At 67.1% G+C, this 21,718-nt stretch carries 18 protein-coding genes, 2 tRNA genes, 1 pseudogene and 1 riboswitch; of the genes and pseudogenes, 2 read left to right on the forward strand and 19 right to left on the reverse strand.

Annotation, left to right across the window (positions count from 1 at the left end):
* Nucleotides 1-39 precede the first annotated feature (39 nt).
* A pseudogene (locus AC4EEV_RS02220) lies at nucleotides 40-1,123 on the reverse strand (FAD-dependent oxidoreductase).
* Between the two features lie 46 nt (nucleotides 1,124-1,169).
* On the opposite strand from AC4EEV_RS02220, the gene AC4EEV_RS02225 reads away from it, so the two are divergent.
* Complete coding sequence (locus tag AC4EEV_RS02225; RefSeq protein WP_491330056.1) at nucleotides 1,170-2,492, forward strand: class I SAM-dependent methyltransferase; 1,323 nt, start codon at nucleotides 1,170-1,172, stop codon at nucleotides 2,490-2,492.
* 20 nt (nucleotides 2,493-2,512) lie between these two features.
* Here the strand turns inward: AC4EEV_RS02225 and mctP are convergent, their stop codons facing one another.
* From mctP to AC4EEV_RS02300, 15 genes are all read right to left on the reverse strand, one after another.
* Nucleotides 2,513-4,189 (reverse strand): monocarboxylate uptake permease MctP, encoded by a 1,677-nt coding sequence (gene mctP / locus AC4EEV_RS02230; RefSeq protein WP_109044468.1) that lies wholly within the window; start codon nucleotides 4,187-4,189, stop codon nucleotides 2,513-2,515.
* Nucleotides 4,186-4,563, reverse strand: a complete 378-nt coding sequence (locus AC4EEV_RS02235; RefSeq protein WP_491330057.1) for a DUF3311 domain-containing protein — start codon at nucleotides 4,561-4,563, stop codon at nucleotides 4,186-4,188. Before AC4EEV_RS02235 ends, mctP begins: the two co-directional genes overlap by 4 nt.
* Before the next feature lie 204 nt (nucleotides 4,564-4,767).
* Nucleotides 4,768-4,840 (reverse strand) — tRNA-Ala (locus tag AC4EEV_RS02240).
* 194 nt (nucleotides 4,841-5,034) lie between these two features.
* Nucleotides 5,035-5,107, reverse strand: a tRNA-Ala gene (locus tag AC4EEV_RS02245).
* A 117-nt stretch (nucleotides 5,108-5,224) separates the two neighbouring features.
* Nucleotides 5,225-5,626 (reverse strand): ribosome silencing factor, encoded by a 402-nt coding sequence (gene rsfS, locus AC4EEV_RS02250; protein WP_491330058.1) that lies wholly within the window; start codon nucleotides 5,624-5,626, stop codon nucleotides 5,225-5,227.
* Nucleotides 5,627-5,669: 43 nt separating this feature from the next.
* Nucleotides 5,670-6,959, reverse strand: coding sequence for a hypothetical protein (locus AC4EEV_RS02255; RefSeq protein ID WP_491330059.1), 1,290 nt, complete (start codon nucleotides 6,957-6,959; stop codon nucleotides 5,670-5,672).
* Nucleotides 6,960-6,966: 7 nt separating this feature from the next.
* Nucleotides 6,967-7,581, reverse strand: coding sequence for a nicotinate-nucleotide adenylyltransferase (nadD, locus tag AC4EEV_RS02260; protein WP_018761562.1), 615 nt, complete (start codon nucleotides 7,579-7,581; stop codon nucleotides 6,967-6,969).
* Nucleotides 7,582-7,636: 55 nt separating this feature from the next.
* On the reverse strand, nucleotides 7,637-7,876 hold the full coding sequence (locus tag AC4EEV_RS02265; protein ID WP_018761563.1) for a hypothetical protein: 240 nt from the start codon (nucleotides 7,874-7,876) through the stop codon (nucleotides 7,637-7,639).
* 80 nt (nucleotides 7,877-7,956) lie between these two features.
* Nucleotides 7,957-9,321 (reverse strand): glutamate-5-semialdehyde dehydrogenase, encoded by a 1,365-nt coding sequence (locus AC4EEV_RS02270; RefSeq protein WP_491330060.1) that lies wholly within the window; start codon nucleotides 9,319-9,321, stop codon nucleotides 7,957-7,959.
* A complete protein-coding gene (gene proB, locus AC4EEV_RS02275) occupies nucleotides 9,318-10,499 on the reverse strand; it encodes a glutamate 5-kinase (RefSeq protein WP_109044464.1) in 1,182 nt (393 codons plus the stop codon). Before proB ends, AC4EEV_RS02270 begins: the two co-directional genes overlap by 4 nt.
* Nucleotides 10,489-12,078, reverse strand: a complete 1,590-nt coding sequence (gene obgE / locus AC4EEV_RS02280; protein WP_109044463.1) for a GTPase ObgE — start codon at nucleotides 12,076-12,078, stop codon at nucleotides 10,489-10,491. Before obgE ends, proB begins: the two co-directional genes overlap by 11 nt.
* A gap of 118 nt (nucleotides 12,079-12,196) precedes the next feature.
* A complete protein-coding gene (rpmA, locus tag AC4EEV_RS02285) occupies nucleotides 12,197-12,460 on the reverse strand; it encodes a 50S ribosomal protein L27 (RefSeq protein WP_009372867.1) in 264 nt (87 codons plus the stop codon).
* A 61-nt stretch (nucleotides 12,461-12,521) separates the two neighbouring features.
* Nucleotides 12,522-12,830, reverse strand: a complete 309-nt coding sequence (rplU, locus tag AC4EEV_RS02290; protein ID WP_018761567.1) for a 50S ribosomal protein L21 — start codon at nucleotides 12,828-12,830, stop codon at nucleotides 12,522-12,524.
* Between the two features lie 264 nt (nucleotides 12,831-13,094).
* Nucleotides 13,095-14,615 (reverse strand): bifunctional hydroxymethylpyrimidine kinase/phosphomethylpyrimidine kinase, encoded by a 1,521-nt coding sequence (gene thiD, locus AC4EEV_RS02295; protein ID WP_285318352.1) that lies wholly within the window; start codon nucleotides 14,613-14,615, stop codon nucleotides 13,095-13,097.
* A gap of 7 nt (nucleotides 14,616-14,622) precedes the next feature.
* A riboswitch (TPP riboswitch) is annotated at nucleotides 14,623-14,720 on the reverse strand.
* Nucleotides 14,721-14,870: 150 nt separating this feature from the next.
* The gene (locus AC4EEV_RS02300) at nucleotides 14,871-18,263 is read right to left on the reverse strand and encodes an Rne/Rng family ribonuclease (RefSeq protein WP_491330061.1); all 3,393 of its coding nucleotides are present in this window, start codon (nucleotides 18,261-18,263) and stop codon (nucleotides 14,871-14,873) included.
* 436 nt (nucleotides 18,264-18,699) lie between these two features.
* On the opposite strand from AC4EEV_RS02300, the gene AC4EEV_RS02305 reads away from it, so the two are divergent.
* Nucleotides 18,700-19,368: a vitamin K epoxide reductase family protein gene (locus AC4EEV_RS02305; protein ID WP_018761570.1), complete on the forward strand. Its 669-nt coding sequence runs from the start codon at nucleotides 18,700-18,702 to the stop codon at nucleotides 19,366-19,368.
* 63 nt (nucleotides 19,369-19,431) lie between these two features.
* Here AC4EEV_RS02305 and ndk read toward each other — a convergent pair whose 3' ends face one another.
* From ndk to AC4EEV_RS02320, 3 genes are read right to left on the reverse strand one after another with little or no spacing between them, the layout of a single operon-like run.
* Complete coding sequence (gene ndk, locus AC4EEV_RS02310) at nucleotides 19,432-19,851, reverse strand: nucleoside-diphosphate kinase (RefSeq protein ID WP_018761571.1); 420 nt, start codon at nucleotides 19,849-19,851, stop codon at nucleotides 19,432-19,434.
* Between the two features lie 47 nt (nucleotides 19,852-19,898).
* Nucleotides 19,899-20,354 (reverse strand): DUF4233 domain-containing protein, encoded by a 456-nt coding sequence (locus tag AC4EEV_RS02315; RefSeq protein ID WP_491330062.1) that lies wholly within the window; start codon nucleotides 20,352-20,354, stop codon nucleotides 19,899-19,901.
* A gap of 3 nt (nucleotides 20,355-20,357) precedes the next feature.
* The gene (locus AC4EEV_RS02320) at nucleotides 20,358-21,716 is read right to left on the reverse strand and encodes a bifunctional folylpolyglutamate synthase/dihydrofolate synthase (RefSeq protein WP_491330063.1); all 1,359 of its coding nucleotides are present in this window, start codon (nucleotides 21,714-21,716) and stop codon (nucleotides 20,358-20,360) included.
* Nucleotides 21,717-21,718: the final 2 nt, after the last annotated feature.

Genomic DNA, 21,718 nt, shown 5'->3' on the forward strand with positions numbered 1-21,718 from the left:
CGCCTTCTGTCGTCCGTGCCGGCCCCGGGTTCCCCGGAGTCACCCCCACGTTACCGTTTCCGCCGCCGGAGCCATCCCGGGCAGTGCCGCGATGGCTGCCACTGCAGCCCGGCCGGCCCGGTTGGCGCCGATGGTGGACGACGACGGACCGTAGCCCACCAGGTGGACGCGCGGCTCAGCTGCCACCTGGGTTCCTTCCACCGCGATCCCGCCGCCCGGTCCGCGGAGGTGGAGCGGGGCAAGGTGTTCCAGTTCGGCCCTGAAGCCGGTGGCCCACAGGATGACGTCCGCCTTCAGGAAACTGCCATCGGCGCGGCGGACTCCGTCCGGTTCGATGGACGTGAACATGGGCTGCCGGTCAAGGACGCCGCGCTCCCGTGCTGCGCGGAGCGCCGGAGTCCAGATGAGTCCGGTCGCCGATACGACGCTTTGCGGCGGGAGGCCCCGGCGGACACGGTCCTCCACCAGGGCCACTGCGTCGTGCCCGGCCCGGGCATCGAAAGGGGCGTCCCGCCAGACCGGTTCCCGGCGCGTGAACCAGCTGGTGGACGTCACCCGGGAAATCTCGTCCAGCAGGCCGACGGCGGAGATGCCGCCGCCCACCACAATCACGTGCTTGCCCGTGAATTCAGCGGCGGAGACGTAGTCGGCAACGTGCAGCTGGCGGCCGCGGAATGAGGACCGGCCCGGGTAGATGGGCCAGAACGGGCGGCTCCAGGTGCCTGTGGCGTTGATGAGGGCCCTGGCGCTCCAGACGCCGTCGGACGTCTCCACCCTCAGCCGTCCGGCCGGGTCCTCGTCTTCCCGCCGGACAGCACGCACTTTGACGGGCCGGTGCACGGCAAGGCCCAGGGCGGCCTCGTAGCCGCCAAAGTAGCGGGTCAGGAATTGGGAGCTGGGCTCGGTTGGATCGACGTCCGGTTTGGGGATCCCCGGCAAGTCGCTGATTCCGTTGACCGTTGCCATGCGCAGGCTCTTCCACCGATGCCGCCAGGCACCGCCCGGACCGTCCTCGGCGTCGAGCACCGCAAAATCGAATCTCCGGCGCTGCAGGTGGTAGGGCGGCGGACAGGCCGGCTTGGCCCGCCCCGATGACCACCACATCGGTCGGCTCAGGAATCACTCCCCAATGATAGTCGCGGAGGGCAGCACAGCCTTAGGGTGGGCCCATGGACACTGCGGGAGCCACCAAGGCCACGGGACATGCTGACCGGCTGGCAACAGCGTTGGGGGTGGTGCTGGGGACGGATCGGATCCCCTTGCGCCTGAGGGCCTGGGATGGCTCCGAGGCCGGGCCCGCGGACGCCCCGGTCTTGGAGTTCAGGTCACGCCGGGCACTCCGGCGGATGCTGTGGTCACCGGGGCAACTGGGACTGAGCCGGGCGTATGTAGCGGGTGAGATCGACGCTCCGGGAGACGTGTTCGCGGCCTTCGGGGCACTGAGCTCGGCAGGGAAGTTTGCCGAGCCCGGCCCCTTCCGTCCGCCCACTGCCCGCGAACTGTTGCTGCTGGCACGGACTGCGGTCAGGCTGGGCGCGGTGGGTCCCAACCCGGTTCCGCCGCCGGAGGAGGCCCGCATTGCACGGAAGGGCCGGATGCATTCCCGGGGCCGGGATTCTGCCGCCATCTCCCATCACTACGACGTCGGCAATGATTTCTATGCCCTGGTGCTGGGATCCTCCATGGTCTATTCCTGCGCGGTATGGCCGGCCGCCGGCGCGCCGGATCCGCAGGCGCCGGACGTGGGCCTGGACGCCGCGCAGGAGGCCAAACTGGACCTGGTCTGCCGCAAACTGGGCCTCCAGCCCGGGATGCGGGTCCTGGACGTGGGGTGCGGCTGGGGCAGCTTCGCCCTCCACGCGGCCGCCAGGTACGGGGTCAGCGTGGTGGGGGTGACGCTGTCGACGGAACAGGCCGCCCTGGCCGCCAAGCGGGCTGCAGATGCCGGCCTCACCGGCAGCGTGGAGATCCGGGTGCAGGACTACCGGGATGTGCACGACGGACCGTTCGACGCCATCAGCTCCATTGGCATGTCCGAGCACGTGGGCCGGGCCCAGACCCCCTCCTACGCCGCAGCGCTCTTCGGGCTGCTCAAGCCCGGCGGCCGGCTGCTGAACCACGCCATCTCCTGGAATGCCGGCCCCACCAGCCCCGATCCCGACTCGTTCATTCCCCGGTACGTTTTCCCCGATGGGGAAATGATCAGCCTGGGCGAGATGGTGGCCGCCTTGGAAACAGCCCGGTTCGAAGTCCTCGACGTCGAGGCCCTTCGCCGCCACTATGCCCTGACCCTCCGGGCCTGGGTCCGGCGGCTGGAAGAGAACTGGGACGAAGCTGTAGCCCTCGCCGGGGCGGGGCGCGCCAGGGTATGGCGCCTCTACATGGCGGCCAGCGCCCTGGGCTTCGAAAACGGGCTGACCGGCGTCAACCAGGTCCTTGCCCGCCGGCCGGGCGGGGCTGAGCCGCCACTGCGCCGCCACGACTGGTTGTGACACCAGGCCCGGATGGGCGGCTAAGCCACTGGCGACGGGCCGCCCGGCTGGGTGTAATGCTGGGTCTGCTCGATCTGCACGACCTTCGGGTCGGTCTCATCGGCGGCGTAGTCCGTGGGCCGCGTCAGGTCCTCCCCCGTCCGGACCTTCAGTGCCCGCAGCACCACAGTCAGGACGACGGCGACCACCAGGTTGAGCGCGAACGCGGACACCGCGATGTACACGCTGAAGTCCGTCCCCGGGAAGGCGGCCACCGAGCCACCAAAGTGCGCCTTGGTGACAGGGTTGACCACGTTATAGGCGGAGACTGTTCCGAACACGATGCCCACTGCCCAGCCGGCCAGGAGGGCCCACCGGTCGAACCAGCGGGTGTACAGGCCGGCCACTACCGCCGGGAACGTTTGCAGGATCCAGATGCCGCCCAGCAGCTGCATGTTGATGGCGGCGGACTGGTCCATGGCGATGACGAAGACCAGTGCGCCCACCTTCACCACCAGGGAGACGATCTTGGATACTTTCGCTTCGGTCCTGGCGTCCACGTCGGGCCGGATGAAGTCGCGGTAGATGTTGCGGGTGAACATGTTCGCGGCGGCGATCGACATGATCGCTGCCGGCACCAGGGCACCGATGGCGATGGCGGCCAGCGCGATTCCCGCGAACCAGGCCGGGAAGTGGTCAAGGAACAACTGAGGGACCACCAGCTGCGGGTTGACCGATCCATCCAGGTCGATGGGCTTGGTCCCGGCCTGGATGGCAACGAATCCCAGCAGGGCCAGGAAGCCGAGCATCAGCGAATACAGCGGGAGGATCGCGGCGTTGCGGCGGATGGTGTTCCGTGCCTTCGAGGCCAGCACGGCCGTCACGGAGTGCGGGTACATGAACAGTGCCATGGCTGAACCAAGGGCGAGTGACCAGTATGCGGAGTAGTTGGCGGCGCCTGGAATGAAGACGCCGGCCGGCTTGCCCGTGGCCTGGTTGACGGTGCCCAGTTTGGCCTGCGCGGAATTGAAGATCGTGTCCCAGCCACCAAACTTGATGGGCAGGTAGATCACGGCCACGATGACGGCGAGGTAGATCAGCAGGTCCTTGACCACGGCGATCATCGCCGGTGCACGCAGCCCCGAGGTGTACGTGTAGGCGGCCAGGACCACAAAAGCCAGGATCAATGGCAGGTCGGTCAACAGCACGTTGCCGGAGCTGCCCAGGCCCAGGACCGTGAGCACCGCCTTGATGCCGACAAGCTGCAGCGCGATATACGGCATGGTGGCTACGATTCCGGTGACTGCCACCGCCAGGGAAAGCCAACGGCTGCCGTACCGGCCGCCCACGAAGTCGGCCGAGGTGACGTAGCCGTGGCGGTGGGAGACCGACCACAGCCGGCTCATGATGATGAAGATGATCGGGTAGAGGACGATCGTGTAGGGGACGGCGAAGAAGCCGCTGACCGCGCCCGTGGCCCACATGGCCGCCGGGACCGCCACAAAGGTGTAGGCGGTGTAAAGGTCCCCGCCCAGCAGGAACCAGGTGATCCAGGTTCCGAACCCGCGGCCGCCCAGGCCCCACTCGTCAAGGCTGTGCAGGCCCTCCACTTCGGATCCGCGCCGCCACTTGGCAGCGAGGAACCCCATCACGGCCACGACGACGAACAGCAGCACAACGATGACCAGGGCGGTCCAGTTGATTTCGCGCCCGTTCATGGCCGGTCCCCTCCCCGGCCGGGCCGGGCGGAGGCGCCACCCGCCCTCGGCGGGCCGCCGGCCCGTGCCTCAGCCCGCCGTCGTCGGTCTTCCCTGGTGACCAGCCAATAGGCTGTGCCGGTCAGCACGGCGGAAATTGGCACCCATGCCAGCTGGTACCAGTAGAAAAACGGCATGCCGCCCAGCCGGGGTGCGTCAAAGGAGTACAGCTGCGGCATCAGCGGGAGGAGAATGGCTGCCGCCAGCAGGAGGCCGGCCCCAATATACGGAGCCGGCCTGGCCGGTCCCCGGATGGCTGTGTCACGCGACAGCGGCGTTCCGCGGGGAACCCCTTCGCCATTCGCACCGTAGCCGGAATCATTCGCCTGGGACATCTGCGACCTCCTCGTCAGCGACGTCCCGGGGCTGGACTCTGGTGAATGAAGACCAGCGGCGGGACGCTGTGCCCTCCATGATCAGTTGTACGCCGGTTTGACCTGCGCGGGAAGGGTTTTGCACCGGGGCCGGCCCGCTTCCAGGGAGCAATGAAAAAGGGAACCATCACCAGGTGATGGTTCCCTTTTTCCTACTTTGCACGGTGGAGCTGAGGGGACTCGAACCCCTGACCCCCTGCATGCCATGCAGGTGCGCTACCAGCTGCGCCACAGCCCCGTACTTCGCGTCCCTTCGGTCGATTTCCCCGGAGCAACCTGACCAGAGTAATGCACTTTTCCGCTGGACGCCAATCGGGCTTTTCCCGCGGCACCGGCGGCGATTGACCGCCGCCGGAAGCTGACGGCGGCTGCCGTGAACACAGCAGTACAAAAAAATCCGCCGGAACCGTGATGGTTCCGGCGGATGTCCGGTGGAGCTGAGGGGACTCGAACCCCTGACCCCCTGCATGCCATGCAGGTGCGCTACCAGCTGCGCCACAGCCCCGGAATGTTGCCGCTCCGAGAAGCTTTGTTCGGGGTCTCCCCCGAAGCAACTCAAATATCTTAGAACAGCAATTCCGAAAATTCCAAATCGGGAATATTCAGGGATCTGGCGTCTCGCCTACTCGCCGTCGGCCACCGCACCGGCCTGGGCGGGGACGTCGTCGCCGAGCTGCAGGTCCACCACCGGGCAGTCCTTCCAGAGCCGCTCGAGGGCGTAGAACACGCGGTCTTCCTCGTGCTGGACGTGGATGACGATGTCCGAGTAATCCAGGAGCACCCACCGGCCACCGGAGCGGCCCTCGCGGCGCACCGGGCGGAGGTCCTGCTTGGCAAGTTCTTCCTCGATGCCGTCCACTATCGCGTTGACCTGGCGTTCGCTGGGTGCAGAGGCGATGAGGAAGACGTCGGCCAGGGCCAGCCGTTCGCTCACGTCAAGGGCCACGATGTCGTGGGCTATCTTGTCAGCGGCAGCCTTGGCGGCCGTACGGGCCATGGCGATGGACGTTTGTGTTGCAGTCACGGGACTCCTTGTTTGGGTAAAGTGTTTGTTGCCGCTGGTGGGATCAGCGGGACATGCCGGTGACGATCAGGATGATGCCGGCAACCAGTGCCAGGATCCCGAACGCGAGGATGCAGAACTGGAGGACCCGGTTGCGCCGCGCCCTGGTGAGCCCTGCTGTTGCGGCGTCCAGCGGATCAAGGCCGTAGGCGGACCGTGCGGGTACCCGGGGCAGGTCTTCGAAGAGGTCTTCGGACTGGCCCTCCGGCCGCGCAGCCGGTTTGGGCCGGCCGGCCGCCTTTGCGGCCGCTTCGGCCCTGGCAATCACCTGGGACCGGCCGGTGCCGGACTCGGCTGGCGCTGCTTTGGTACGGGCTGCCGGCCGGCGTTTGCCGCCAGCCTGGACCTTCGTACCGGGCCGGGTGGTGACCGGAACATGCGAAGTTGCCGGCGGTTTCATCACCGGGCGCTCCACGCCGGGCACCTGGACGAACTCAAGCGGCGTGACCATGGCAAGGTTGCTGGCAGTGGATGGGCCGGATTTGTCCTGGGTGCCCGCAGCCGCTGCCTGCTTCGCTGGATCCGCGGCCTGGGCCTGGCCTCCCGCCTGTTCGGCGAGTTTTTGCCGGGCCATCGCCCGCCGGTTCATGACAGCGGCCCTCTCGGCCAGCGCGATCTGTTCGGCGAGGATTTCCGGGTCCACCGCTTCGGGGTCCTGGGAGGCGATGTGCTCCATTTTGGCGATCTGGTTCCGCGCCTGTGCGGCGATGAGGGCCCGTGCTTCCAAGGCCTGCTCCACGGTCATGCCGTCCGGGGCGGAACTGCCGGCTTCCGTCGTAGGTCCCGGGTTGACGGTGTCACCTGGCGCACTGTTCTTTCCGCCGGCGGGCTTGGCCGTGGGCGCAGGCGCTCCGGCGGCCGGCGGGGAGGTTGGGCCGGCCGCGGGTGGAACCACTGGATTCGCGGCCGTCAGTGCCTGCTCCTTGAGCTGCTGCAACCGCAGCTGGCGCCGGGTGGGCGGACCGCCGGCGGACAGCTGCCCCTCCTTCTCTTCGAGCTCCTTGATGGTGCGCAATGCGGCGCGGTCGCGGGCACGGATCTGGGATGAGCGCTGGGGGGCGGACTGGCTTGGAACAGCCTCTGGACGCGCGGCAGGCTCGGCGCTTGCGGTCAAAGCAGGGCGGACCGCAGGGTCCTGCGCGGCAGGTGCCCGCCTGGCAGGTTCGGGCGCACCCTCGGCCGGCCGATTCGCGGCAGGCGGGCGTTGCTCCGTGGTGGCCGGGGTGCCCTGTTGGGCGTCCCTGGCCTTCCGGAGTTCCCGGCGGCTGCGGATGGGAGGCTGTTCCTGACTCATTGAGAACTCATTCAGTACTGGCTGGTTCGCGTGCTTCGGAAAGTGGTTCATCCGCGCCTGCCGGCGGATCGGCATAGAGGTCGTACTTGGCGATGTACTGCACCACCCCGTCCGGGACCAGATACCACACCGGATGGTTCGCTGCCACGCGGGCACGGCAATCCGTGGACGAAATGGCCATGGCAGGCACTTCCAGGAGACTGACGTCCTTACGGCCCATCCCGTCCAGGACGTGCCCCGGGCGGGTGACTCCCACGAAGTGGGCCAGCGACCAGAGCTCGTCAATGTCTTTCCAGGACAGGATTTGCGCCAAGGCGTCAGCACCCGTGATGAAGAACAAGTCGGCGTCCGGCCGCTGGGCCCGGAGGTCGCGCAGGGTGTCGATGGTGTACGTGGGACCCGGCCGGTCCACGTCGACCCTGCTGACGGTGAAACGTGGATTGGAGGCCGTGGCGATCACGGTCATCAGGTAACGGTGCTCAGGCTCGCTGACCTGTTTATGGGACTTTTGCCATGGCTGCCCGGTAGGCACGAAGACCACCTCGTCGAGGTCGAATTCGGCCGCGACCTCGCTGGCCGCCACCAGGTGCCCATGGTGGATGGGATCGAACGTCCCACCCATGACACCAAGCCGCAGCCTTCCCCGGGCACCATTGCGGTGCAGGTTGTGCGAAATGTTAGTGGCCCTGCCCGCGATCGTGCTTGTTGGGGTGCTGGCGGTGCGGATCCGCGTGCTCTTCGGTGGCCGCGTGCCGGTTGCCCAGGTTGTTGTAGGACAGCGTGATGAACATCAGGACCACCAGGATGGCGAACATTGACACGCCGAAGACCCACGGCTCTGCCAGCAGCGGGGCGGGCTCCTCATGGGCTGCGTCGCCTGCCGCGGCGATGGACGTGACGATCTGCTGGAGCAGCATTTTCTCCCCTATGGTCAAGGATTTTCAGGCAGCGGAACCTTCCGCTGCTTTCTAAGGTTCTGGTCTATGTTACCGCGTTGCTACCCGCGGACCTGGCCTTCGCCCTGGACAATCCACTTCGTGGTGGTCAGCTCGGTCAGTCCCATCGGGCCGCGGGCGTGCAGCTTCTGGGTGGAGATCCCCACCTCGGCGCCCAGGCCGAGTTCACCGCCGTCGGTAAAGCGTGTGGAGGCGTTGACGATGACCGCTGCGGAATCCACCTCTGCGATGAACCGTTCAGCGTTGGCGAGGTTGTTGGTGAGGATCGCTTCGGTGTGGCCCGTGGACCATGTGCGGATGTGCTGCACGGCTTCGTCGAGGCTGTCCACCATGGCCACGGCAAGGTCCAGGTCCATGTATTCCGTGGCCCAGTCTTCGTCCGTGGCCGGCTCCGCGTCGATCCCGGCGGGCAAGGCTGCACCGATCCGTTGGTCCACATGCAATCGGACCCCGGCGTTTCGAAGGGCTGTTGCGACGGCGGGCAGCACGGTCGCGCCGGAGTGGACCAGCAGGGTTTCGACGGTGTTGCAGACGCTGGGCCGCTGGGTCTTGGCGTTGAGCAGGATCTCCACCGCCATGGTCTCGTCAGCGGATTCGTCCAGGAAGATGTGGACGTTTCCCTCTCCCGTCTCGATGACCGGCACGGCGGAATTGGTCACCACCGTCTGGATGAGGTCGCGGCCGCCGCGGGGAATCAACACGTCCACCCGGCCGCGGGCCTTCATCAGGACATTGGCGCCGGCGCGGCCGAACTGGTCCACGGTCTGGACGGCGTCGGCCGGCAGGCCTACGGATTCGAGGGCTTCGCGCAGTACCCGCACCAGGACCTGGTTGGTGGCTTCTGCTGCACTGCCGCCGCGCAGGATGACGGCGTTGCCGCTCTTGAGCGCCAGGCCGGCGATGTCCACAGTGACGTTGGGGCGTGCTTCGTAAATGGCTGCCACAACGCCCATGGGCACGTTGACCTGGCGGAGGCGCAGTCCGTTGGGGAGGGTTTGGCCGCGGACAACGTTGCCCACGGGGTCCGGGAGGTTGGCCAGGTTCTCGAGGGCCGCCACCAGGCCGTCAACACGGCTTTCGGTGAGGGTGAGCCGGTCCAGGAGCGCTTTGGAGGTGCCGTTGTCCCGGCCGCGCCGGACATCCATGGCATTGGCTGCGAGGATTGCCTGCACGTTCTCCTGCAGGGCCGCGCCCACGGCGCGGAGGCCGCGGTCCTTCCATGCCCGGTTGGCGGTGGCCATGCCGCGGGCGGCGTGGCGGGATCGGTCCGCGATGGCGTGGACTGCCGCTTCGACGTCCGCTGCGGCGGCCGGCACCCCTGTCTCCTGTCCTGCCGCCGGGCCCGTCTGCGCGTGGTCAGCAGTGGTTCCGGTATCAACGGCAGCGTGGATCAGGGCGTCAGTCATAGTCCAAGTTTAGGCGAGCCGGGGGCCTGGACCAGCACCAGGTCATCTACATGAACAACTTCGCGGTCATAGCCGCTGCCGAGTTCCTCGCCCAGCTCCCTCGTGGAGCGCCCCAGCATGTGCGGCAGCTCCTGGGATGAGTAGTTCACCAGTCCCCGGGCAACTACGGTGCCGTCGGCACCGGCCAGTTCGACGGCGTCGCCCGCTTCAAAGTCGCCATGCACCGCCGAGATGCCCGCCGGCAGCAAGGACGTGTGATGGTGGCGCACGGCCCGCACCGCGCCGTCGTCCAGGACCAGGCGGCCCTGCACGGACGCGACATGTGCCAGCCAGAGGAGGCGGACGGGCTTGCGCGAGCCGTTCACGGAGAACCAGGTGCCGACGTCCTCGCCGTTCAGGGCGGCGGCGGCGTTGGGCGTGGATGTCACCAGCGCGTGGATGCCGGAGCCTGCCGCCATGCTGGCGGCTTCCACCTTGGTCATCATTCCTCCGGTGCCCACCCCGGCCTTGCCTGCTTTGCCAATGGACACGCCCTCGAGGTCCTGCGCTCCGGTGACCAGCGGGATGCGCTTGGCACCGTGGGCCGGCGGACCGTCGTAGAGGGCGTCGACGTCGGACAGCAGCACAAGCGCGTCGGCGCGCACCAGGTGTGCCACCAGGGCGGCGAGCCGGTCGTTGTCGCCGAAGCGGATCTCGTGGGTGGCCACGGTGTCGTTTTCGTTCACGACGGGGACCACTCCGAGGCTGAGCAGCCGGTCCATGGCGCGGAGGGCGTTGGTGTGCTGGCTGCGGCGCATCAGGTCCTCGGCCGTGAGCAGGACCTGGCTGACAGTGACGCCGTGGGCGCCAAACGCCTGGGTGTAACGGGCCATCAGGAGGCCCTGGCCCACGCTGGCCGCCGCCTGCTGGGTGGCCAGGTCCCGGGGACGCTTTTCCAACCCCAGCGGGGCCAACCCGGCGGCGATGGCGCCGGAGGAGACCAGGATGATTTCGGCACCCGCGTTGCGCTTGGCGGCGAGGGCGTCGGCCAGCGCGGTGAGCGACTCCTCGGAAATGCCGCCCTTGATGCTGGTCAGTGAGGAGGACCCCACCTTCACCACGATGCGGCGGGCATCTGCCAGCAGGCTTCTGTCCGCGGAGCCCGCAACCGGCGCCGCGTCCACGACCCTAGAGGTCATCGTCCGCTTCCATTCCACTGTCCTGGACGGGGCGGGCAGCACGGCGTCCGCTGACGGACTCGGTCCAGATACCGGCTTTGCGCTCGGCCTCGAGTTCGGCACGGGCGGCGGCTTTGGCGTCGCGGCGTTCCTGCTGTTCCTCACGCTTCTGGCTGCGCGTGGGGCGGTCGCCGATATCGGCGAACCGGACGTCCGTGCCACGGGGTGAAGCCAGGAGTTCCGCGCCTGCCATCATGGTGGGCTCCCAGTCGAAGACAACGCCGTCGTCCTCGCCAATGACCACGGTATCCCCCGGCTTGGCGCCCTGCTTGAACAGTTCGGTTTCCACGCCCAGCTTGGCCAGCCGGTCGGCAAGGTAGCCGATGGCTTCCTCGTTGGTGAAGTCGGTCTGCTTGACCCAGCGCTCGGGCTTCTCGCCGAGGACACGGAACAGCGGCTCCAGGTTCTTTTCCTCGCGGCGGATCTTGAACCCGGTTTCATTGACGGCGCGCGGCCGGAGCACGACCGGCTGGACCTTGGGAGGTTCGGCGGCGACGGCGTCGCGGGCGGCTTGGACAATTTCGGCCATGGCGAAGCCGAGCTGGCGCAGGCCCTCGTGGCTGGTGGCGGAGACCTCGAAGACGCGGTAGCCGCGCGATTCCAGTTCCGGGCGCACGAATTCTGCCATGTCTTTGCCGTCGGGCAGGTCCACTTTGTTCAGTGCGACGAGGCGGGGGCGGTGGTTGAGGGGGACCACTTGGCCGTCGGAGCCTGCGTAGCTCATGTCCACCGCGTACTTTTCGAGTTCGCCTTCGATGATGGCGAGGTCCGAGAGTGGATCGCGGTCGGATTCGAGCGTGCCGCAGTCGAGCACATGCACCAGGGCGGCGCAGCGCTCAACGTGGCGCAGGAAGTTGTGCCCGAGGCCCTTGCCTTCGCTGGCGCCTTCAATCAGGCCGGGGACATCGGCAATCGTGAAGCGGACGTCGCCTGCCTGGACGACGCCCAGGTTGGGGATGAGGGTGGTGAAGGGATAATCGGCGATCTTGGGCCGGGCGGCAGACATCGCGGCGATCAGGCTGGACTTGCCCGCGGACGGGAATCCCACCAGCGCGATGTCTGCAATGGACTTCAGTTCCAGGACCACATCGCGGGATTCGCCTTCGATTCCCAGCAGGGCAAAACCGGGAGCACGGCGTTTCTGGGAGGACAGGGCTGCGTTGCCGAGTCCGCCGATGCCGCCGGCGGCGGCCACATATTCGGTGCCTTCACCCACCAGGTCGGCCAGAACGGTGCCGTCCTTGGACTTGACCACGGTGCCGTCGGGAACGGGAAGGACCAGGGTTTCGCCGTTCTTGCCGCCGCGCCAGTCGCCCATGCCGGGCCCGCCGTTGCTGGCGTGCCGGTGCGGCGCGTGGTGGTAGTCGAGGAGGGTGGTGGTCTGGTGGTCCACCCGGAGGATCACGTCGCCGCCGTTGCCGCCGTTACCGCCGTCGGGCCCGCCAAGGGGCTTGAACTTCTCACGGTGGACGGAAACGCATCCATGGCCGCCGGTTCCGCCGGATACGTGAAGTACTACCCGGTCTACAAAGCTGGCCACGTGGATCTCCTCAGAATGCTGTTTACGCGGCGCCCGGGGACGCCACAACGATTGTAATGCGGTTAAAAGAACAGTGGAGCGGGCCCTCAGGCCCGCTCCACCGCTTCAAAACTGGTTGTTACTCTGCGGCTGCAGCAGCAACGATGTTGACCACGCGACGTCCGCGGCGGGTGCCGAATTCAACGGCGCCCGGGGTCAGTGCGAACAGGGTGTCGTCACCGCCGCGGCCTACGCCGGCGCCCGGGTGGAAGTGGGTGCCACGCTGGCGGACGATGATCTCGCCTGCGGAAACGACCTGGCCGCCGAAGCGCTTGACGCCGAGGTACTGTGCGTTGGAATCGCGACCGTTGCGAGTGGAGCTCGCGCCCTTTTTATGTGCCATCTGAAATGCCTGCCTCTAAATTCTGGGGAATCTGTTGAAATGCCTGAACAGTAACCGGTGGTTACTTGATGCCGGTGATCTTGACCTTGGTCAGTTCCTGGCGGTGACCCTGGCGCTTCTTGTAGCCGGTCTTGTTCTTGAACTTCTGGATGACAATCTTAGGACCACGCAGGTCCTGGAGGATTTCAGCCGTAACAGTTACCTTGGCCAGGTCCTTGGCTGCGGAGGTGACCTTGTCACCGTCAACCAGGAGCAGTGCGGGCAGCTCAATGGTGCTGCCGGCTCCACCGGCGACGCGGTTCAGGGTAACGAAGTCTCCAACGGAAACCTTCTCTTGGCGGCCGCCTGCGCGGACAATCGCGTACACCACTTGGGAACTCACTTCTCTCGACGTTTATAACAAAATTTGCGTGCGGAACCGACTCAATAAAAGCCTGGTTTCTCGCTGTGCCTCAACGCCGTGGGGTCATAACCCAAGTGTTGGCGTAAGCACCGAAGATCCAGAATACGCTAAATCCGTCTCCAGCCGCAAATGAGGCTGGTTCCGGAGGGCCGGCTGTGATAGTAACCACAGCATGGCATGCAGCGCCGCAACCGTGCGTATCCATTGTAGCCGGGGCGCCGCCGTTGGACGTCAGGAGTGAATGCGCGGCGCGTCGAAGAATTCCACTTCGAGCCGGCAGGACTGCTTGAACGCCGTGACCATGGCGGCCTGTTCATGGTCGGAGGCCTTCCGTCCGGCCGCATCCACCATGGCGATGGCCTGCCGGGTGGCCTCGGCGAAGCCCTCGTCGGCATAGGTGCGGAGCCACGCGGCGTACGCGTGCCCGTCCGGTTCGCCCGCCGCGAGGAACCGGGCGTGCAGTGTCCTGCCAACCTCGGCGTAGAGCCAGAAGCAGGGCAGGACGGCGGCGGCAAGGACGGCATAGCTGCCCGACGCCGAGACGGCTGTGAGGTGGTCAACGTAGGACTTGGTGACGGGTCCCAGGCCCGTCTGCCCGGGCCGGGTGCTGAGCCACGAGCGGTGCAGTTCCGATTCAACCTCCAGGCACTGCCGGGCCGAGCCCGCCCAGAACAGCTGCTCCTCTTCGGAGGGGGCCAGGGCACTGGCACGGGCCAGGACCCGGGAGTAGCCGTTGAGGTATTGGGCGTCCTGGGCCAGATAGTAGGCAAAGTCCTTTTCCGCCAGTTCGCCGGAGACCAGGCCTTGGATGAAGTCCAGGGCGTAAATATCCGCCAGGTCCTGCCGGGCTTCGGCCCAGAGCCTGGCCGCGAAGCCGCCTTCCGGCAGGTGGGGCCGCACATGGTGGAAGTGGTGCACGGGCCCGTTCCCGTGGCCGACCTCCAGCCTGCCGGAATCCTCAAGCGCTCCGGCCAGCCAGGGCTTGACCGTCCGCAGCGCCCCTTCCCAGTCGCCCAACCGGGCCTGGACCGTGGCCATGGCAGAGGACAGCGAACAACCCGTCCCGTGGCTGTTGCGGGTGTTGACGCGGGGGCCGGGCACTTCCACCACGTCCCGGGCCAGCACACCGGCGGTGTTCACCAGGGCGTCCGGGCAGCCTTCGCCTGACAGGTGTCCGCCTTTTACCAGGACGGTGGCGCCGGTGGCATCCGCCAGGCGCCTGCCCTGGTCCAGCGCACCTTCCCAGTCCCCCGCTGGCTCTTCGCCCACCAGCATGGCCAGTTCGGGCAGGTTGGGGGTGATGAGGTGGGCAAGCGGGAGCAGGTCGCGGAGGGCGGCTTCGGCGGTTTCCTTCAGCAGGCGGTCGCCGCTGGTGGCCACCATCACCGGGTCCAGGACTACGACGGCGGGACGCACCTTGTCGAGCCATTGCTGGACCGTGCGGATCACCGCTTCGTCGCCGAGCATGCCGATCTTGACGGCGTCGATGGTGATGTCGTCGCTGACGGCATCGAGCTGCTGCGCCAGGAACGCAGCAGGCGGGACGTGGACGGCCACAACGCCACGGGTATTTTGCGCCGTCAGTGCCGTGATGGCGGCCATGCCATATCCGCCGTGCGCTGCAATGCTCTTCAGGTCCGCTTGGACTCCTGCTCCGCCGGATGGATCCGAGCCCGCAATGGAGAGGACCCGTGGGATGTCGCGGCCCGCAGGGGTGCCGGAGGCGTCAGTGGAGGCACTTGGCAGGGGCATGGAGAGGGTCGAAGACAACAGACATCCCTTCGCCGGTACTAGCCGGACAGGTTCAACGGGTGTGGATCTCAGCCGGCCTTCTGCGCGGCACCCCGTGTCGGTTTCCCAGCCTAGCCGGTGGCGCGGTGCCCGGCTAAAGGTGACAGCGGCCAGATGCAGGAAGTCCCCGCCCCGTGCACTGTTCCCCCTGTACTTTCGGGGGGAATGGTCCACGAGACGGGGACTTCACCTTTCGACGCCGTGGCTTGCCGGAATTTAGAGCTCCGAAGCCGGGACGCCCACGCCGAGGATGATGGGTTCCTCGGAACGCTTGCCGCTATCAGCAGGCTGCTGGTTCGCGGGCTCGGGGGCCTTGGCTGCGTGTGAGTGCCCGGTAGTTGCGGCTTGGACGTTCTCATGGTGCTGGACGGCGGTTTCGTTCGCGGCGCCCTGGGCTCGGCTGGCGGCCCGGTGGCGGCGCGGCCTGCGCTGCCTTGTCTGCTCCAGCGTGTGGTCGGAGTAGTCCTTTTCAGCCGGTGCTTCCGCGGCCCGCGCAGGGGCTTCGCTGCCCTGCGGCCGGGGCTCCTGTGCGGCCTGTTCCGTTGCCGGTTCAGCCGCTGCAGGATTTTTCGGAGCGTCCTCGACGGCGGAAACCGGCTGGCCGAGGTGCGCGAATGCTTCCGCGAGCCGGTCCAGCGTCAGGGCGGGCTTGGGCTGCTGCTCCTCCGCGTGCTCCACGAACGGAAGCGGGACTTTCTCGCCGCCGAACGTCAGGACCGCCGCGGGACGCCCGTGCGTATCGGCGTCGTGCTTTTCCCCGTCAGCTGCCGGTGCAGGCTGGACCGGTGCTTGCGGGGCCGTAGCCTGCTCCGCCGGCGCGTGCCGGGCAGCTGCCAGCTCGTCGTCGTGGAGGTGCGCCGCGTGGGCCGCCGCGGCGATGTTGGCCAACGCAAGCCGGGTGGCTTCAGCCTTGGCGTGCCGCTCGGCGTCACTGGGATCCGGCTGCACAGTGTGCACGTGCACTGCCGGCGCCGGTACTGCCTCGGCCTGCTGGCCGCCGCGTCCACGGCGGCGCTTCCGCTCGGGGCGTGCACCGGGCTGGCCGGCATCGGTCCGCTGTCCGTCGGGGCGGTGGGCCTCCCCGCGGGCTTCGGGACGGTTGTCGGCGCGCTGGACGTGGTGTTCGGCCGCCACGATGTTGGCGCGGCGGTGCTCCACGGGATCGTCATGGGTCACGACGCCGCGTCCGGCACACGCCTCGCATTGCTCGCCGAAGACTTCCAGCAGGCCCGTGCCCATGCGCTTGCGGGTCATCTGGACCAGGCCCAGGGACGTGACCTCGGCAACCTGGTGCTTGGTCCGGTCGCGGCCCAGGCACTCGACGAGGCGGCGCAGGACCAGGTCCCGGTTGGATTCGAGCACCATGTCGATGAAGTCGATCACGATGATGCCGCCAATATCGCGCAGCCTCAGCTGGCGCACCACTTCCTCGGCAGCTTCGAGGTTGTTCTTGGTGACGGTTTCCTCGAGGTTGCCGCCGCTGCCGGTGAACTTGCCGGTGTTGACGTCCACCACGGTCATGGCTTCGGTCCGGTCGATGACCAGGGAACCGCCGGAGGGCAGGAACACCTTGCGCTCGAGTGCCTTGTGGATCTGCTCATCGATCCGCCAGGCGGAGAAGATGTCCTGGTCCTTGGTCCACTTCTCGAGGCGGCCCACCAGGTCCGGGGCGACGTAGGTGACGTAGGCCTCGATGGTGTCCCAGGCTTCCTCGCCGGAGACGATCAGCTTGGAGAAGTCCTCGTTGAAGACGTCGCGGACCACCTTGATGGTCAGGTCCGGTTCGCCGTACAGCAGTTCGGGGGCAAGGACCTTGGTGGAGGTGGACTGGCTTTCGATGCCTTCCCACTGTGCGCGCAGCCGGTTGATGTCGTGCGTGAGTTCCTCTTCGGAGGCGCCCTCTGCGGCGGTGCGGACGATGACACCGGCGTGTTCGGGGAGGCGGTCCTTGAGGATGCGCTTGAGGCGGTTGCGTTCGACGTCCGGCAGTTTGCGGGAAATGCCGGTCATGGAGCCGCCGGGCACGTACACCAGGTAGCGTCCGGGCAAGGAGATCTGGCTGGTGAGGCGGGCGCCCTTGTGGCCCACAGGGTCCTTGGTCACCTGAACCAGGACAGTGTCGCCGGACTTCAGGGCGTTTTCGATCCGGCGCTGCTTGCCTTCGAGGTTGACGGCTTCCCAGTTGACCTCGCCGGCGTACAGCACGGCGTTGCGGCCGCGTCCGATGTCCACGAAAGCAGCTTCCATGGACGGCAGCACGTTCTGGACCTTGCCCAGGTAGACGTTGCCGATCAGCGAGTCCTGCTGCGTCTTGGACACGAAGTGCTCGGCCAGGACGCCGTCTTCGAGGACGCCGATCTGGATTCTGTCGTCGCGCTGCCGGACGATCATCTGGCGGTCCACGGATTCGCGGCGGGCCAGGAACTCGGCTTCGGTGATCACGGTGCGGCGGCGGCCGGTGTCGCGGGATTCGCGGCGGCGCTGCTTCTTGGCCTCAAGGCGGGTGGAGCCCTTGACGCTGGTGACCCGGTTGTTGACCGGCGCTTCGCTGACCGCGCGCGGCGCACGGACCCTCGTCACCGTGTTGGGCGGATCGTCGCCTTCCCCACCGGTCAACTCCAGGTCCTGGTCACCGCGGCGGCGGCGGCGGCGACGGCGGGAGGTCACGCCGTCTTCCAGCGGCCCGTTGGCGTCCTCGTCGGCTTCGTCTTCGGCATCGGCGTCACCGGTGCCGCCCTCGACGTCTTCATCTGTCCGCTCGCCGATGCGGCTGCGGCCACGGCGGCCACGGCTGCGGCGCCGGCGGCGGCTGGCGGAATCGTCTGCGTCGTCGGCCTCTTCCTCGTCGGTCTCTTCCGCCGCGGGCGTCGCGGGGCGGACCACGGTGCTCAGGTCCGGCGCCTGGAAGAGGACTGACGTGGCGGAACCTGGTTCCAGGAACAGCGAACCAAAGGGGCTTGCTGCCGCCGTGGACGCGGCGTCGCTTCCGGCCTCGGGAGCTGCAGGTGCGGCGGCGGGCTCCTGTGCCTGCACCGGCGCCTGCGGGACCTCCTCGACGGCGGGGGCGGCGGCTTCCGGGGCAGCAACAGACGCCTCGGGGGTTTCCTCCGTTGCGGTTTCTTCCACGGCGTCCTGCACCGGAGCGGCGGCAGCAGCTTCCGCCGCTGCAGTTTCCGGGGCCGGAGCCGGGGAAGCGACCTTGCGGGTGGCTACCCGACGGCGGCGCACAGGCTTCGTTTCGACGTCCGCCGCGGCATCCGGGGCGGGGCCGGCAGCCGGGCCCTCATCGGCCGGCGCCGGTGCGGATACCTCAACCGCGGCAACGGCTGCGGCGGCGGTGGACGCAGCGTCGTCGGCGAACGCGGGCAGGGGTTCGGCGGCGTCGGCTTTCTTCCGGGCGCGGGTGCGGCGGGCCGGGGCCTTCTTCTCCGCGGCTGGTTCTTCCACCGGCGCGTCGGCCGCAGGCTCTGGTGCGGCAGCTTCGCCCGCTACGGCTTCGGCAGCCTTGGGCGCCGCCTTGCGCCGGACCCGTGGAGCCCTCTTCGGTGCAGCAGCGGCCGCTGGGGCCACTGCTTCGTCGTTAACGGCCAGTTCTCGATCAATATCCATATGTGGCTACACTCCTGCCCCTGACGTACCGCCACATCCGGCACCCATTGGGGCACATATTGTCAAAACCCGCAGGCGTTGACAGAAGTCAAATGGATGCTCCCGGGTTCGCACCGTCATTGGGGTGCGGCAGCCCACAGGAGCCGGTGGATGTTCTGAAACCCGTTGTTCTGCGTGCCACAACCAGGTGCCGCTCAATGGAGTCGCGGGAGTGCCGGAGAATTCCGAAGCCTGCCCTGCTCATCATTGGCGGTCTTGGGAACAAACCACCGGACCGGAGTCCGAATGTGGATCGGCTTCCAGCCACGTTCATTCTCTCATACCCGGGCCGGATCGCCGCGGAGGCCCGCGCTGCTCCTGCCTTCCTGGGTGGCGGGACCAGCCACCGGCGTTACAATCAGGCACAGGAGCACCGGATGAAAAGGACGCCACACCCATGCCCAGCATCTCCCCCGTCAGCGCCCACGAAAGCGATCGAGCCGTTGCGCCGCGCACCGCTGCTGCCGAAAACCTTCCCCGGATGACCCGGAACCGGCCGTTCGGCTGGCTTCTGGTCATCACTGGAATTGTGGGATGGCTTGCCTCCGGAACCCTTGTCCTGGAGAAGCTCGAGGTTCTCAAGGACCCCAACCACACCACCGTCTGCGATGTGAATCCGTGGATCTCATGCGGCCAGGTCATGCAGACCTGGCAGAGTTCACTGTTCGGGTTCCCCAACATGTTCATCGGAATCGTGGCCTTCGCCATCATCATTACCGTAGGCATGGCCCTGCTCGCCGGCGCCACCTTCGCCCGCTGGTACTGGGTTGGCCTGCAGGCGGGCGTCACGCTGGGCTTCGCATTCGTCGTGTGGCTGTGGTCCCAGGCGCTGTACTCCATCCACATCCTGTGCCCGTTCTGCATGATCGTGTGGTCGGCCATGATCCCGCTCTTCGTCTGGACCACCATCAGGAACATCACAGCAGGAGTGATCCCCCTGCCCGCCCGGGCAACCCGCATCCTCGGTGACTCCGGCTGGATCATCACGGCGTTGCTGTATGTTGCCGTCATCGCCACCATCTTTTTTGCGTTCATCCAGGTGTTCGCAGGTACCTCCGGCTTCTAGGCCGCAGACGAAAGAAGCCCTTGGTTCCGAAGAACCAAGGGCTTCTTTCTGTTCCGGGGCCTGTCAGCCCTGGAACCAGATCTTGATCTCGCGCCCGGCGGATTCGGTGGAGTCCGAGCCGTGCACCAGGTTCTGCTGGACCTTCAGGCCCCAGTCGCGGCCGAAGTCGCCCCGGATGGTGCCCGGCGCCGCCGTGGTGGGATCGGTGGTCCCGGCCAGTGAACGGAAGCCCTCGATGACGCGGTGGCCTTCGAAGATAGCTGCCACGACCGGGCCGCTGAGCATGAACTCCACCAGCGGCTCGTAAAAGGGCTTGCCCACGTGCTCTTCGTAGTGCTGCTCCAGCAGTTCGCGGGTGGCGTCAACCTTCTTCAGCTCAACAAGGCTGTAGCCTTTGGCTTCGATCCGGGCCAGGATGGCGCCGGTCAGGTTACGGGCGACGCCGTCGGGCTTGATCAGGACGAGGGTGCGCTCTGTGGTCACAACTGCTCCAATGGTTCGGGTGGGGTTTCAGGTCAAGTCTACGGGGACTATGGCTGGGCCGGGCCGGCGGCCTGGTCCGGGTGGGAGGCTTCCCATTCAGCTTGCTCGCGGGCGCGCTGCGCAGCTTCACGGTCAAGCCGGATGCCCGTGCGGATGCCGTACCACCAGGCAATGGCGAACAGGGCGCCCACCAGGAACATGGCCGGCTCAAAGATCCCGGTCAGGATCAGGATGACCTGCAGGATCCACCCCAGCGCCACGCCCCAGGGCTTATTGAGGACCGCGCAGGCCACCACCATGACGGCGCTCAGGGCAAGCCCCACGCCCAAAATGAGGGCGGGCGGGAACTCCTCCCGGCGCAGGCCGAACACCGCGAGGGTGGCGAAAAACATGACGAACGCTTCCAGGAGCAGCACCGTCGAGGCAAACATGACCTTGGTGGAGCGTCGCTTCTTTGGCATCCCGGGGCGCCACTCGCGCTGTGCCTTTGTCAGTCTGGCCATGGATTACGCCTCAGTCTTCCCGAGCAGGATCCGTGCCTCAGCCACCAGGGTGATGGAGCCCGTGACCAGGACGGCGCCGGAGAGGTCGTCGTTGGCTTCGGCCCGCTCAACAGCCCATTCCAGGGCGTCGTCCAGCTTCTCGGCGATGTGCACTTTGTCTTCGCCGAAGCCAAGGTCAATGGCGAGCTCGGCGAGTTCGGCTGCCGGAACTGCGCGCGGGGAGTTGGACTGGGTGAAGCAGTACTCGTCTGCCAGGCCGCCCAGGGATTCCTTGAGTTCGCGCAGGATCTCTTCGGCGTCCTTCTCCTTGAGTACGCCCACTACCGGAACCAGCTTGGTGAACGTGAATGCTTCCTGCAGGGCGGCGGCGGAGGCCCGGATGCCGTCCGGGTTGTGTGCGGCATCCACGACGATGGTGGGCGCCGTGCGCACCACTTCCAGGCGGCCGGGCGAGGTCACTGCAGCGAATCCTTCCTGCAGGACCTCGAAGTCAAGTTCCTTTTCGCCGCCAAAGAACGCCTCCAGTGCGGCGACCGCCACGGCGGCGTTTTGGGCCTGGTGGGATCCATGCAGGGGCACCAGCAGGTCAGGGTAGCGCCCGGCGATGCCCTGGATGGTGACCATCTGGCCGCCCACGGCCACGGTGCGTGACTCGACACCGAACTCCACCCCCTCGAAGCGGAAGGGCACGCCAACTTCCTTGGCCTTCTCCAGCAGGACCTGGGCCGCGTCGATGGGCTGGGCGGCACTGATGAGGTAGCCGCCCGGCTTGATGATGCCTGCCTTTTCGTGGGCGATGTCCTCCGTGGTGTCGCCGAGCAGGTCGGTGTGGTCCAAGGAGATCGGGGTAATCACCGACACCTGGCCGTCCCCGACGTTGGTGGCATCGGTGATGCCGCCCAGGCCCACCTCGATGACGGCCACGTTGACCGGCTGGTCAGCGAAGATGGCGAAGCCAAGGATGGTGAGGCATTCGAAGTACGTCAGCCGCGGCTGGCCCTCGGCTTCCAGTTCCGAATCCACAATCTGCAGGTAGGGCCGGATTTCGTCCCAGATCCGCACAAACGTCTCATCCGGCACGGGGTGTCCGTCGATGCTGATCCGCTCGGTGACCTTGGACAGGTGCGGGCTGGTGTACCGCCCCGTGCTCAGGCCATGGGCGCGGAGCACCGACTCGATCATCCGCGACGTGGAGGTCTTGCCGTTGGTTCCCGTCACGTGGATGATCGGGAACGCCTTGTTGGGTTCGCCGAGGACCTCCATGGCGCGGAACAGCGGAGCCAGGCGAGGCTCCATCTTGTTTTCCGGCGCCCGGCCCAGCAGTTCCGCGTAGACGCTTTCCACCGAAAATTCGTCGGTCATGT

The organism is Pseudarthrobacter sp. MOO14 (genome assembly GCF_058267675.1).